Source organism: Serratia sp. PL7 (assembly GCF_945957435.1).
The window spans coordinates 21887-34838 of record NZ_CAMFLB010000021.1; the positions used below are offsets into that span (position 1 = coordinate 21887).

At 55.4% G+C, this 12952-nt stretch carries 14 protein-coding genes; 10 read left to right on the plus strand and 4 right to left on the minus strand.

Annotated elements, in window-relative coordinates; translation table 11 throughout:
* Positions 1-18 precede the first annotated feature (18 nt).
* The 5 genes from nlpI (at position 19) to yedF (ending at position 4627) form a co-directional block, all read left to right on the plus strand.
* Positions 19-903 (plus strand): lipoprotein NlpI, encoded by an 885-nt coding sequence (gene nlpI / locus N6G83_RS41960; protein ID WP_021179056.1) that lies wholly within the window; start codon positions 19-21, stop codon positions 901-903.
* Positions 904-1027: 124 nt separating this feature from the next.
* Complete coding sequence (gene yrbN / locus N6G83_RS54970) at positions 1028-1102, plus strand: protein YrbN (protein ID WP_223499600.1); 75 nt, start codon at positions 1028-1030, stop codon at positions 1100-1102.
* Positions 1092-3038: a DEAD/DEAH family ATP-dependent RNA helicase gene (locus N6G83_RS41965; RefSeq protein WP_024529067.1), complete on the plus strand. Its 1947-nt coding sequence runs from the start codon at positions 1092-1094 to the stop codon at positions 3036-3038. The genes yrbN and N6G83_RS41965 overlap by 11 nt, the downstream gene beginning before the upstream one ends.
* Before the next feature lie 138 nt (positions 3039-3176).
* A complete protein-coding gene (gene yedE / locus N6G83_RS41970) occupies positions 3177-4391 on the plus strand; it encodes a selenium metabolism membrane protein YedE/FdhT (protein WP_211134899.1) in 1215 nt (404 codons plus the stop codon).
* Entirely contained in the window at positions 4388-4627 is a 240-nt protein-coding gene (gene yedF, locus N6G83_RS41975) for a sulfurtransferase-like selenium metabolism protein YedF (protein WP_021179059.1), read from the plus strand. Before yedE ends, yedF begins: the two co-directional genes overlap by 4 nt.
* A 241-nt stretch (positions 4628-4868) precedes the next feature.
* Here yedF and N6G83_RS41980 read toward each other — a convergent pair whose 3' ends face one another.
* On the minus strand, positions 4869-5894 hold the full coding sequence (locus N6G83_RS41980; RefSeq protein ID WP_024529065.1) for an LLM class flavin-dependent oxidoreductase: 1026 nt from the start codon (positions 5892-5894) through the stop codon (positions 4869-4871).
* Between the two features lie 226 nt (positions 5895-6120).
* Here N6G83_RS41980 and N6G83_RS41985 point away from each other — a divergent pair, with 226 nt between their 5' ends.
* Genes N6G83_RS41985 through N6G83_RS41995 form a run of 3 tightly spaced genes read left to right on the plus strand, consistent with a single transcriptional unit; the run spans position 6121 to position 9367 of the window.
* Positions 6121-7092, plus strand: a complete 972-nt coding sequence (locus N6G83_RS41985; protein WP_065684270.1) for an HlyD family secretion protein — start codon at positions 6121-6123, stop codon at positions 7090-7092.
* Entirely contained in the window at positions 7074-8228 is a 1155-nt protein-coding gene (locus tag N6G83_RS41990; protein ID WP_211134900.1) for an ABC transporter permease, read from the plus strand. The genes N6G83_RS41985 and N6G83_RS41990 overlap by 19 nt, the downstream gene beginning before the upstream one ends.
* A complete protein-coding gene (locus N6G83_RS41995) occupies positions 8225-9367 on the plus strand; it encodes an ABC transporter permease (protein ID WP_161712686.1) in 1143 nt (380 codons plus the stop codon). The genes N6G83_RS41990 and N6G83_RS41995 overlap by 4 nt, the downstream gene beginning before the upstream one ends.
* Positions 9368-9401: 34 nt before the next feature.
* On the opposite strand, the gene N6G83_RS42000 is transcribed toward N6G83_RS41995, so the two are convergent.
* A complete protein-coding gene (locus N6G83_RS42000) occupies positions 9402-10280 on the minus strand; it encodes a U32 family peptidase (RefSeq protein WP_211134901.1) in 879 nt (292 codons plus the stop codon).
* Positions 10281-10288: 8 nt separating this feature from the next.
* The gene (locus N6G83_RS42005; protein ID WP_065684274.1) at positions 10289-11284 is read right to left on the minus strand and encodes a peptidase U32 family protein; all 996 of its coding nucleotides are present in this window, start codon (positions 11282-11284) and stop codon (positions 10289-10291) included.
* A gap of 288 nt (positions 11285-11572) precedes the next feature.
* Here N6G83_RS42005 and N6G83_RS42010 point away from each other — a divergent pair, with 288 nt between their 5' ends.
* On the plus strand, positions 11573-12094 hold the full coding sequence (locus tag N6G83_RS42010) for an SCP2 domain-containing protein (RefSeq protein ID WP_065684275.1): 522 nt from the start codon (positions 11573-11575) through the stop codon (positions 12092-12094).
* On the plus strand, positions 12088-12591 hold the full coding sequence (locus N6G83_RS42015; RefSeq protein WP_024483382.1) for a GNAT family N-acetyltransferase: 504 nt from the start codon (positions 12088-12090) through the stop codon (positions 12589-12591). Before N6G83_RS42010 ends, N6G83_RS42015 begins: the two co-directional genes overlap by 7 nt.
* Here the strand turns inward: N6G83_RS42015 and N6G83_RS42020 are convergent.
* On the minus strand, positions 12578-12874 hold the full coding sequence (locus N6G83_RS42020; protein WP_098928971.1) for a GIY-YIG nuclease family protein: 297 nt from the start codon (positions 12872-12874) through the stop codon (positions 12578-12580). The genes N6G83_RS42015 and N6G83_RS42020 overlap by 14 nt on opposite strands.
* Positions 12875-12952: the final 78 nt, after the last annotated feature.

Consider the following 12952-nt stretch of genomic DNA (forward strand, 5'->3'; position numbering starts at 1 on the left):
TGTCTTCGGGAGTGGGAAATGAAGCCTTTCTTGCGCTGGTGTTACGTTGCGACAGCACTATTGCTGGCAGGATGCAGCAACCATGATTGGCGTAAAGACGAAGTTCTGGCTATTCCGTTGCAGCCTACGCTGCAGCAGGAAGTGATCCTGGCGCGCATGGAACAAATACTTGCCAGCCGGGCATTAACGGACGATGAGCGAGCACAGCTTTTATATGAGCGCGGTGTGCTGTATGATAGCCTAGGTTTACGTGCTCTAGCGCGCAATGACTTTTCACAAGCGCTAGCGATACGTCCTGATATGCCAGAAGTTTTCAACTACCTGGGCATTTACTTAACGCAGGCAGGCAATTTTGATGCTGCCTATGAAGCGTTTGATTCTGTACTAGAGCTTGATCCAACTTACAATTACGCGCGTTTAAACCGGGGCATCGCACTGTATTATGGCGGCCGCTTCCCGTTGGCGCAGGATGATCTGCAGGCGTTTTATCAAGACGACCCAAACGATCCCTTCCGTTCGCTGTGGCTTTATCTGGTGGAGAGAGAAATCGATCCCAAGATGGCTACCGTATCGCTCCAGCAGCGTTATGACAAATCGGACAGAGGGCAATGGGGATGGAATATTGTCGAATTCTACCTGGGCAAAATCAGCGAAAAAACGCTGATGGAACGCCTCAAGGCAGATGCAACGGATAACACTTCGCTCGCTGAGCATCTCAGTGAAACTGACTTCTATTTAGGTAAGCACTACCTAAGTCTGGGGGACAAGGACACCGCTTCGGCGCTGTTCAAACTGACGGTGGCTAACAATGTTCATAACTTTGTTGAGCACCGCTATGCATTGTTGGAATTGGCGCTGTTAGGCCAAGAACAAGACGACCTATCGGAATCGGACCAGCAATAGCTGACGGACACTTATCAGCCTGATTTACATTGGTTTTTTTGACCAAAGTAATCGCCTTAACGGGCGAGGGCTTTTTTGTCTGTTTTATAATCTAATTTGAGCCGGTTCACACTTTTCAATGAAAATGACTGAAAATTTTCTCGACGAGTTATGTAGACTGGCTGCCATTATTAATGAGGCACGTGTACATGACTACTGAGCTTGAAACCTCTTTTGCTGACCTGGGGCTGTCTGCTCCGATCATTGCTGCCCTGACCGATCTGGGCTACGAAAAACCATCACCGATCCAGGCTGAGTGTATTCCTCACCTGTTGAACGGCCGCGACGTGCTGGGCATGGCGCAGACCGGTAGTGGTAAAACTGCGGCGTTCTCGCTGCCCCTGCTGCACAATCTCGATGCAGCCCTGAAAGCACCACAAATCCTGGTACTGGCTCCAACCCGCGAACTGGCGGTTCAGGTCGCTGAAGCCATGACCGATTTCTCCAAGCACATGCATGGCGTTAACGTGGTGGCCCTGTACGGTGGCCAACGTTATGACGTGCAGCTGCGCGCTCTGCGTCAGGGCCCGCAAATCGTAGTAGGGACCCCGGGCCGTCTGCTGGACCACCTGAAACGTGGCACCCTGAACCTTTCTGGCCTGAAAGGCCTGGTTCTGGACGAAGCCGACGAAATGCTGCGCATGGGCTTTATCGAAGACGTAGAAACCATCATGGCGGAGATCCCGGCTGAACATCAGACCGCGCTGTTCTCTGCGACCATGCCGGAAGCGATCCGTCGTATTACCCGTCGCTTCATGAAAGATCCACAGGAAGTGCGCATTCAGTCCAGCATCACCACTCGTCCGGACATTAGCCAGAGCTACTGGACCGTGCAGGGCATGCGTAAAAACGAAGCGCTGGTGCGTTTCCTGGAAGCTGAAGATTTTGACGCGGCGATCATCTTCGTACGTACCAAAAATGCGACCCTGGAAGTGGCCGAAGCGCTGGAGCGCAGCGGTTACAACAGTGCCGCACTGAACGGTGACATGAACCAGGCGCTGCGTGAGCAGACCCTGGAGCGTCTGAAAAGTGGCCGTCTGGATATTCTGATCGCCACCGACGTTGCCGCTCGTGGTCTGGACGTTGAGCGTATCAGCCTGGTGGTAAACTATGATATCCCTATGGATTCAGAATCTTACGTTCACCGTATCGGCCGTACCGGTCGTGCTGGCCGTGCTGGCCGTGCGCTGCTGTTCGTAGAAAACCGCGAACGCCGCCTGCTGCGCAACATCGAACGCACCATGAAGCTGACCATCCCTGAAGTCGAGCTGCCAAACGCAGATCTGCTGGGTGAGCGCCGCCTGGCCAAGTTTGCCGCTAAAGTTCAGCAGCAGCTGGAAAGCAGCGATCTGGATATGTACCGTGCTCTGCTGGCTAAGCTGCAGCCGGGTGAAGATCTGGATATGGAAACGCTGGCTGCTGCACTGCTGAAAATGGCACAGGGCGAGCGTCCTCTGATCCTGCCACCAGATCCAGTGTTCAAACCGCGTCAACGTCGTGAGTTCAACGATCGTGACGAACGTGGTAGCGACCGTCGTCGTGACGCACGTCCAGACAGCCGTGAAGCTGGTGCTGAGCGTCCACGTCGCGAACGCCGTGACGTGGGTGAAATGCAGCTGTACCGCATTGAAGTTGGCCGTGATGACGGCGTGGAAGTTCGTCATATCGTTGGTGCGATCGCTAACGAAGGTGACATCAGCAGCCGTTATATCGGTAACATCAAGCTGTTTGCTTCCCACTCCACCATCGAGCTGCCAAAAGGCATGCCGGGCGAGATCCTGAATCACTTCACTCGCACCCGCATTCTGAACAAGCCGATGAACATGCAACTGCTGGGCGATGCACAGCCGCATGAACGTCGTGAGCGTCCTGCCGGTGGTAACGGTGGTGAGCGCCGTGGCGGTGCCCGTCCATTCAACGGCGAGCGTCGCGAAGGTGCACCAGCACCACGTCGTTCTTTCGGTGAGCGTCGTGAAGGCGGTAATGCTGCCGGTGGCGAACGCCGTGGCGGTAACTTCAACCGTGACAAGCCAGCACCACGCCGTGACGATGCAGCAGCTCCTGCCGCACCACGTCGCCGTTTCGGTGATGCATAACCGTTGATTTGACCGTTTACGGTTAATCAGCTTAAAAACCAGTCTTCGGACTGGTTTTTTTTTGCCTGATATCTCAGTTAATACTGCTAAAGGGCGTATCATCCGCAAGGTTTATCTTACGGATGCACAGGAGCTGCCGTGAACTGGCAACAATTCAAATCTCAATACCTGGTGCGCTTTTGGGCACCCTTACCGGCGGTGATCGCAGCCGGGATCCTCTCGACCTACTATTTCGGCATGACCGGCACCTTCTGGGCGGTAACCGGCGAATTTACCCGCTGGGGGGGCCATATCTTGCAGTGGTTTGGCTTTCATCCCGAGCAGTGGGGTTACTTTAAGGTGATCGGCCTACAGGGCACACCACTCGATCGTATTGATGGGCGCATGATTATTGGTATGTTTGCGGGTTGCATCGCCGCTGCGCTGTGGGCCAACAACATCAAATTACGTATGCCGCAGCACCGCATCCGCATTGCACAGGCATTGCTGGGCGGCATTATTGCCGGTTTTGGCGCGCGTTTAGCGATGGGGTGTAACCTGGCGGCCTTCTTTACCGGCATTCCACAGTTCTCGCTGCATGCCTGGTTTTTTGCGCTGGCAACGGCGGCCGGCTCTTACTTCGGTGCCAAATTTACCTTGCTGCCGATGTTCCGTATTCCGGTCAAGCTGCAAAGAGTGAAAGCGGCCTCACCATTGACGCAAAAACCCGAGCAGGCACGCCGTCGTTTCCGTTTGGGAATGGGGGTTTTCTGCCTCACGGTGGCCTGGTCATTATGGACGCTGTTTGATGCGCCGAAACTCGGTATCGCCATGCTGTTTGGTATCGGTTTTGGCCTGCTGATTGAACGGGCGCAGATCTGCTTTACCTCGGCGTTCCGCGATCTGTGGATCACTGGCCGTACGCATATGGCTAAAGCGATTATTATCGGTATGGCGGTCAGCGCCATCGGCATTTTCAGCTACGTGCAACTGGGCGTCTCGCCGAAGATCATGTGGGCCGGACCCAACGCGGTACTGGGTGGCCTGCTGTTTGGCTTCGGTATTGTGCTGGCTGGCGGCTGTGAAACCGGTTGGATGTATCGTGCGGTGGAAGGACAGGTCCATTACTGGTGGGTGGGGTTGGGCAACATTATCGGTGCCACGCTGTTAGCCTACTACTGGGACGATCTGGCGCCAACCTTGGCGACCAACTACGACAAGATTAACCTGCTGGACACCTTCGGGCCGATCGGTGGTTTGCTGGTGACTTATCTGTTACTGGCCATCGCCTTTGCCGCGATGCTGTGGTGGGAGAAACGCTTTTTCCGTGCCAAGCCAGATGCGCAGGTGGTGAACTTAAGGAGTGAAGTATGAAACAGACCGAGATCGTGCCGGATTACCGGTTGGATATGGTGGGAGAGCCCTGTCCTTATCCGGCGGTAGCCACGTTAGAAGCGATGCCGCAGCTGAAACCGGGTGAAATACTGGAAGTGATCAGCGACTGTCCACAGTCGATCAATAATATCCCGCTCGATGCCCGTAACCACGGCTACAAGGTGCTGGATATTCAGCAGGATGGGCCAACCATTCGCTACCTGATCCAGCGTTGAGCACCCTCACCCCAACCCTCTCCCGAAGGGAGAGGGAGCTGATAGCCCCTGCTCGTTTGGCAGTAAAGAGATAATCCCAGCAAACTCGATCGTCTCCTCATTCAAGGTGAGTCAATACAATCTCGGCAAACCCGATCGCTTTCTCATCCAAGGTGAATCACACTACTTTCAAACATACTCGATCGGTTCCCTCTCCCTGTGGGAGAGGGTTAGGGTGAGGGGCGTCACCAATATGTAACCCCTATCCCTTCACTAAATCGCCTTTCACCCCGGCAACAATCTCAAACGACCGTAAACGTGCCTGATGATCGAAAATCTGGCCGTTAACCATGATCTCATCCGCAGCCGTCTCGCGCAGCAGGCTTTGCAGGCCATGGCGGATGGTGCTTTCGCTACCGACGATCGACATGCGCAGAGCCTGATCCACGCCATACTGCTCGCCTGCGGTCCACAGCGCGTGGATATTATCGACCGGCGGCGGCAGTGGGCCAGGCGAGCCACGGCGCAGGTTGATAAACTGCTGCTGCATGGAGGTAAACAGGAAGCGGGCGTTTTGGTCGCTGTCTGCGGCGACCACGTTGACACACACCATCGCGTGTGGCTGCTGGCACTGCTCAGACGGCGTAAAGTTCTCACGGTACACATTCAGTGCCTGGAACAGCATATCTGGCGCAAAGTGCGAGGCGAAGGCAAACGGCAGGCCGAGCTGTGCCGCCAATTGTGCGCTGTACAGGCTGGAGCCCAACAGCCAGATTGGCACATGTAGCCCTTGGCCCGGTACGGCCTGCACTGCTTGCCCCGGTTGTACCTCGCCAAAGTAATGTTGCAGTTCCTGTACGTCACGCGGGAAGTTGTCTACCTCGCCAGAGAGGTGGCGACGCAGCGCCATCATGGTACGTTGGTCGGTACCCGGTGCTCGGCCAAGCCCCAGATCGATACGCCCAGGATAGAGTGACTCCAAAGTGCCGAACTGTTCGGCGATCACCAGCGGCGCATGGTTTGGCAGCATCACGCCGCCTGAACCGAGGCGAATGCTCTGGGTGCCGGAGGCTAAATAACCGAGTAATACCGACGTCGCCGCACTGCCTATGCCGGTCATATTGTGGTGTTCCGCTAGCCAGTAGCGCTGATAGCCCCACTTTTCGGCATGTTGCGCCAAATCCAGCGAGCAGTGAAACGCATCGCGCGCCTTGGCTCCCTGAGGGATCGGGGATAAATCCAGTACCGAAAGCGGCACCCGTGTGTGTTCAGTCATTTCATCGTCCATTGTGCTGATATCCGTGTTTTTTAACCGGATATCGGGTTGATCGCTTAAAGGGCGATTGCAGGGATCTGCAACTTAAAAAGCAATTATGCTTTTTGTGTTAAAAGCATAATCGAAAATACGGTTATAAAAGGGGATATATGTGCTCGCAATATCCTTATGAGAATAATGGTTTTTTTAGGGCTATGATGGCTTTTGTTTGCACGCTGATGTTCAAGGGGCTGTAGTAATGAAGAAAAAGACGTTGTTTACCCTGCTGCTGATGGGGATAGCTATCGCCATGGCGGTGCTATTCCGCGCGCATAATCAGGATTTGTTGTTGCAGGGCGAAGTGGATGCCCCCGAAGTGATCGTCGCTTCCAAAGCCAAGGGCCGGGTGATAGAGCGCCTGGTAGAGCGTGGAGACGATGTGAAAACTGGGCAACTGCTGCTGCGGCTGGAGAGTCCGGAACTGATGGCCCAGCTACGTTCGGCACAGGCTTCGCGGGATGAAGCCCAAGCGCAGTTGGACGAATCGCTGCATGGCACCCGTGAAGAAAGTATCCGTAACCTGCGCGCCAACCTGGCGCAGGCCGAGGCACAATACCAGAATGCCCAACACGATTACGACCGTAACCTGAGCGTCGCCAGCAAAGGCTACGTATCCAAATCTGAGTTGGACAGTTCACGCCGTGCGCGTGATACCGCCTATCAACAGGTGCAGGCTGCCAAAGCCAATTTGGATGAAGGCATCAATGGCGATCGCATCGAACTGCGGCAGAAATATGAAGCTGCCCTGCGGGCGACCGAACAAAATCTGCTAGAAATTCAGGCCCAGACCGACGATCTCCTGGTTAAAGCTCCGGTTGATGGCGAAGTGGGGCCGATCCCGGCTGAAGTCGGTGAGCTGCTCAACGCCTCTAGCCCGTTGATGACGCTGATCCGCGTACCGGATGCCTATTTCGTGTTTAACCTGCGGGAAGATATTCTGGCTCACGTCCGCAAGGGGGATAAGGTCCAACTGCGGGTCCCCGCGTTGAAAGACCAAACGATCGAGGCCGAAGTGCGCTATATCGCCCCGTTGGGGGATTACGCCACCAAGCGTGCCACGCGCGCCACCGGTGACTTTGATCTGAAAACCTTTGAAGTTCGTTTGTATCCGTCGCAGCCGATAGATGGCCTGCGCCCAGGGATGAGCACCTTATGGCAATGGAAAGAGTAAGGGCAGGTTGGCGCTGCTTCAGCCACGCGTTCAGCAACGAGTGCCGCATCGCTTTTCGCCGGCCGGTGGTCCACTGGCTGGGGTGGATCTTCCCGTTGATCCTGTTTGGCCTGATCAGCAGTAACTTCTCGGAAGGGACCTTGCTCGATCTGCCGGTTTCGGTGGTGGATAACGATCACAGCCCGCTATCCAAAAACCTGATCCGCAAGCTGGATGCGGGTTCTCATGCCCATGTGCAAGCCTATGACGGGGGGCTTGATGAGTCGTTGCGCCGTCTGCGTAGCGCACAGGATTATGCTTTGCTGTCTATCCCGGCCGATTTTGAGGCGGACGCGCTGGCGGGCAATCAGCCGAGCGTGGTGCTGTATTACAACGCGCTGTTTTACGGTGCTGGGCTGTATTCTACTCAGGATTTCAGCGGCCTGATGGCCGAGGCCAACGGCAATTACCGCTCGATCATTGCCGGGGCCATGGGCAAGTCGCTGCCGCCGCTGGCGGATGTCACCCTCAATTACGGCAGCCTGTTCAATGCTAGCGGCAGCTATATCTATTATCAGCAGTTTGCCGCCACCATTCATATGCTGCAGCTGTTTGTAGTTACCTGCATGATTTACGTGATGGCACGCAGTAAATCTTTGCTGAAAGACAAACCCTTTAGTCTGGCACTGTTGGGGAAACTGGCTCCCTATACTCTGTGCTTTACTACCTTGCTGATGGTAGAGATTGCCGCGTTGGTGGGCATTTTTGACGCTCGCGTCAGCGGCAACCCGCTGTTTATGCTGATGATTGGCTTCTTCTACGTGATGGCGGCACAAAGCATCGGCCTGTTGCTGTATACCTTTACCGGCAGTGCCATTACCGCCTATACCCTGATTGGCATGTTGGTGAGCATTGCACTGACTTTCTCTGGCATGGCAGTGCCCGAACTTTCCATGCCGCTACCGGCGCGCATTATTTCCAATATCGAGCCTCTTACCCACGCGCTGTACGCCATGTTCGACGTCTTCCTGCGGCAGGTGCCCGCCAGCGCCATCCTCAGCGTATGTGCGCTGTTAGTGGTCTACCCGTTGGTGACCGCACTGTTGGTGCGTAATCGGCTGCTGAAGCGGCTGGCAAAAGAGGAGACGGTGGGATGAAAAGCTATTGGCTCACTTTCCGCAAAGTATTGACGAGCATGTTGGAACGGCCGATGTGGCTGATGCTGATCCTGTCGCTGTGCATCATGAGTATGGTTTATGCCAATCGCACCGTGTGGGATCTCCCTGTAGGGGTGATCGATCAGGATCACAGCACCGCCAGCCGCCAGCTTATTCGCCAGTTGGATGCGACCCCGAAGATCGCCATCCAAACCTACGACAGCCTGGATGAGGCGAAACGCGATCTGGGTTGGCGCAAACTGTTTGCGGTGATCATCATGCCGGTGGATCTGGAGAAGAAGATCCTCAACGGCAAAAACATTGAGATCCCGGTGTTCGGTGATGCCACCAACCGGCTGGCAAACGGCCAGATCCAGCAGGACGTGGTGGCGGCCTACCAGCAGTTGCTCGGCCAGTACAACACCTCACTATTGATGCGCAGTGGTTTCAGTGAACGGCAGGCTCAGGTGATCATGATGCCTATCCAGAGCCAAACGCTGGACGTATTCAACCCCGGCATCAGCTTTGCGGCGATTATCTTCCCGGGTTTGTTGGTGATGTTATTGCAGCACTCGCTGCTGATTGCCTGCGTGCGCGTCAGCATTGTGTTGAAAGGAACGCCAGGCGGCAAGCCGTCGCTTCCTGTTTATCTGGGGGGGCTATCGGCCCTGTTGCCGATCTGGCTGTTCTTGTCGATTGTGTTATTTGTGCTGTGGCCCTGGGTCTTGGGCTATCGACAGACTGCGACGATCCCGGAGATCTTGCTGCTGACTTTCCCGTTCCTGCTTGCGGTGCTTGGGCTAGGCAAGCTGGTGACCGAATGCTTGCGCAGCGTGGAGATGATCTACCTGACGCTGTCGTTTATTACCACCCCGGTGTTTTATCTTTCTGGCACCATCTGGCCGCTGCAAGCGATGCCGCAGTGGGTCAGGGCGATTTCCTCGATGATCCCCTCAACCTGGGCGACCAAAGCCATTGCTGGCGTGAATCAGATGGGGCTATCGTTGCGTGATGTCGGCGGGGACGTTGCCATGCTGCTGTTATTGGGGGCGATTTATACGCTGATTGGTATTGGCGTTGGAGCCGTGCGTAACCGCGTGGGGCTGCGTAATCTATTTCGTAAACGTCGGACTTCCTGATAATCATGGGGCCAGAATGCTGGCCCCATAGTGATTACTGCACCAGTTCCAACCCGGCTACGCGCCGCCAGTAGCCGTTGCATTCGGCATGGTCGGTTAACGTCAGTGGCTGCTTTCCTAGCTCATTAGCCCGGAAGCTGTCGAGCACCGCCAGTGTTTCGATGCCCTGTGGCGACAGACGTACAATATCCACCACCCCCTGCATACTGGTCAGTTCATTGCCCAGGTTGTAGCAGTAGCCACTCATGGTCTGGATACCGTTGAGCACAAACACCTGTTGGTTCTCTTGAGAATTGACGATGCGCCCCTGTGGATATTTGATGCAGCAGGTTTCGCATTCATCCTTGCCCCGGTTTTCTGAGCGGGCAGTAAAACAGCGCGCCGAATAGGCCAGTGGTAAATGGCCGTAACTCAACACTTCCACTTCAAATCCTTGGCGGAACCCCAGTTCATCACATTGCTGCAGTAAATTGACCAGCCAGTCCCGTGAAAGCTCTACCGGCATGCACCAGCGCATCATGCCCTGCTTGTGTAGCAGGCGCAGAGTGTAGGCGTTGTAGCAGTTGAGGGCATGCCCGGCGACAAACGGCAAACCGCGATCGGCAGCCATATTCACCGTACCAAGGTCGTTGGCTTCGATCAGGAATTCGCCGTTCTCCACATAACGCTTCAGCTCATTCAGCTCTGAAGGTGCCTGTAGCAAAGCCAAAGTGGAAATTACCACCTGCTTGCCAGATTTGGCGATCTCCTGTGCCAGCGCCAGCCAGTCACCTACTTTCATCTCACGCCGTTTGGTGCAGACGCTTTCGCCAAGATAGATGATATCGGCACTGCTGCCCATCGCCTGCTGATAAAAGGCCTCTATCTCGCTGTTTGGCCAGTAGTAGAGCACCGGGCCTAATGCATATTTCATGGTTTCTCCTACTGCCATTTGCGGTGGTACGCGCCAAGCGTGGTCTGGGTACCTTCGGACATTGCGCCGAGCGTTTCCATCCAGGCGGCGTCGGCTTGATAGCCAGCCGGGTTGGCCATACAGCGATCGATGGCCTGGCGCCAGACACGCGCAACCTGGCTGACATAGGCAGGGCTGCGTTGGCGGCCTTCAATCTTCACCGAGGCAATATTGGCAGCCAGTAGCTCTGGCAGCAGCTCCAGCGTATTCAGGCTGGTGGGTTCTTCCAGCGGGTGATAGAGCACGTTATCCACCAGATAGCGGCCTTTGCACAGCGTTGGGTAACCGGCGTTTTCGCCGTCCTGATAGCGATCGATCAGCACGTCATTCAGGCGAGATTCCATCCCCTGTGGCGTTTGTTGCCAGCGTACAAAGCGGGCTGGTGAGCAGGCGCCCACGGTGTTAGGCGATTCCCCGGTCAGATAAGAGGAGAGATAACACCGCCCCTCGGCCATGATGCACAGGCTGCCAAAGGCGAACACTTCCAACGGCACCGGGCTGGTGCGCGATAATTGCTTCACTTGGTGCATCGACAGCACGCGCGGCAGCACCACGCGGGCAACATCAAAGTGGCGCTGATAAAAACGGATGGCTTCTTCATTGGTCGCAGAGGCTTGCACCGAAACATGGCGCTCCACCTGTGGATAACGTTCCGCTGCGTACTCCAGCATTGCCAAATCTGCCAGGATCAGCGCATCGGCACCCAACTGGGCAGCCATATCTACGGCACGCTGCCAGCGGGCGTAGCCATTGGGGTGAGCAAAGGTGTTGATGGCGATATGCAGCTTGCGGCCATGCCGGTGCACATAGTCGGCCGCTTCCTGCAGCTTCTTCTCGGTAAAGTTCAGCCCGGCAAAGTGGCGCGCATTGGTATCGTCTTTCAGGCCGATGTAAACGGCATCTGCGCCATTATCTACCGCGGCTTTCAAGGCCGGCAGGTTGCCAGCGGGGCAAAGCAGCTCCATAGATCTATCCTGATTCCAGCCATACACCTGGCCAGGTATATGCTGTGATAAACGTTGCCGGGCCATTGATTCGCCTGGCAATGATGTAAATGGGGAGACAATTTTAGTGAACCCGAGGTTAACAAGCTTTGATTTGAGGCAGCTTCTGGCGTATTGATATTCAAGCGGTAACTTGAAATCTGTAGGGCAAGATGAGCGTTAATTGCACCATTTGTTGATATAGACCGGTTACGCGTAGCCGCAATGTGGCAAAATAACCTCAGACTGAGTAGAAAGGAGTGAATAACAGTGTTGGAAAAACTACGAGCACGTATTGTGCGTCAAGGGCCGTCGCTGTTGCGCGTACCGTTAAAATTCACGCCGTTTGTTCTGCAGCGTCAGGTTTTGCAACAGGTGCTGAGCTGGCAGTTCCGTCAGGCGCTGGCTGAGGGAGATTTAGAATTTCTCGAATCGCGCTGGCTGAAGATTGAAGTGCGCGATCTGGCACTGCAATGGTTTATGACGGTAGAAAACGATAGGCTGGTGGTGAGCCAACAGGCTGAGGCGGACGTCAGCTTCAGCGGCGAAGCCAACGATCTGATCTTGATTGCGGCACGTAAGCAAGATCCCGACACGCTGTTTTTCCAGCGTCGGCTGCAGATTGAAGGAGATACCGAATTGGGCCTGTATGTAAAAAATCTGATGGACGCTATCGATCTGGATGCGATGCCTACGCCGTTACGCGTTGGGCTGTTGCGGTTAGCGGACTTTGTGGAAGCAGGTTTGCAGGAGGACACGGCGCAAACTTCCCGTGTGCCACAGCCATGCTGATCCGCGTTGAAATTCCGGTGGATGCCGCAGGTATTGATGCGCTGCTGCGTAACGCCTTTGGCCGTGATGACGAAGCCGAACTGGTGCAACAACTGCGTGAAGACGGGTTGTTGACGCTGGGCATCGTTGCTACCGACGAAGAGGGTGGCGTGGTCGGTTATGCCGCTTTCAGCCCGGTTGACGTTGCGGGCGAGGATCGCCAATGGGTTGGTCTCGCGCCGTTGGCAGTAGAGGAAAGCCTGCGTCGCCAAGGGCTGGCCGAAAAGCTGGTTTACGAAGGGCTGGATGCGCTGAATGAGTTCGGCTATGCCGCCGTGGTGGTGCTGGGCGAACCGGCTTACTACGGGCGTTTCGGCTTTAAAACGGCTGCCCAGTTCGATCTGCATTGCCGCTGGCCAGGAACGGAAGCCGCATTCCAGGTTTATCCGTTGGCGGAAGATGCACTGAGCGGTGTGAATGGGCTGGTGGAGTATTCCGCGCCCTTTAGTCGCTTTTAACTACCGGCAGTAGGTATTCCAATGAGAGGGGCGGATTAACTATCAGCTCCTCTTTTTGCTTTTTGCTCAACTGCTTCACCCGATACTCCAGACGCAACGCCAGCGAGCGATCCCCCACCTGACAGTGAAAGACCAGTTCCAGCTCCCCTTTGCCACGTAGGGCTTTGGCCCCTTTACCGGCCTGATGCTGCGCCGCTCGCCGGGCGACGTCTGTCGTGATCCCGGTGTACAGCATCCCGCTTGGCATTCGCAGCATATAGAGATGCCAGGTTGTTTCAGTCATAACGGCCTGCGTAAATTTCAAGTGATCATTCTGGCGGATGGACTGCACTATTTTTCAGCGTTACCCACCAGAGTTCAA

Coding starts and splice junctions, on each gene's coding strand:
- N6G83_RS41985 (WP_065684270.1), top strand. CDS start 6,121: ATGAAGAAAAAGACGTTGTTTACCCTGCTGCTGATGGGGATAGCTATC.
- N6G83_RS42005 (WP_065684274.1), bottom strand. CDS start 11,284: ATGGAGCTGCTTTGCCCCGCTGGCAACCTGCCGGCCTTGAAAGCCGCG.
- N6G83_RS41980 (WP_024529065.1), bottom strand. CDS start 5,894: ATGGACGATGAAATGACTGAACACACACGGGTGCCGCTTTCGGTACTG.
- N6G83_RS42000 (WP_211134901.1), bottom strand. CDS start 10,280: ATGAAATATGCATTAGGCCCGGTGCTCTACTACTGGCCAAACAGCGAG.
- nlpI (WP_021179056.1), top strand. CDS start 19: ATGAAGCCTTTCTTGCGCTGGTGTTACGTTGCGACAGCACTATTGCTG.
- N6G83_RS41965 (WP_024529067.1), top strand. CDS start 1,092: ATGACTACTGAGCTTGAAACCTCTTTTGCTGACCTGGGGCTGTCTGCT.
- N6G83_RS41990 (WP_211134900.1), top strand. CDS start 7,074: ATGGCAATGGAAAGAGTAAGGGCAGGTTGGCGCTGCTTCAGCCACGCG.
- N6G83_RS42015 (WP_024483382.1), top strand. CDS start 12,088: ATGCTGATCCGCGTTGAAATTCCGGTGGATGCCGCAGGTATTGATGCG.
- yedF (WP_021179059.1), top strand. CDS start 4,388: ATGAAACAGACCGAGATCGTGCCGGATTACCGGTTGGATATGGTGGGA.
- N6G83_RS42020 (WP_098928971.1), bottom strand. CDS start 12,874: ATGACTGAAACAACCTGGCATCTCTATATGCTGCGAATGCCAAGCGGG.
- N6G83_RS41995 (WP_161712686.1), top strand. CDS start 8,225: ATGAAAAGCTATTGGCTCACTTTCCGCAAAGTATTGACGAGCATGTTG.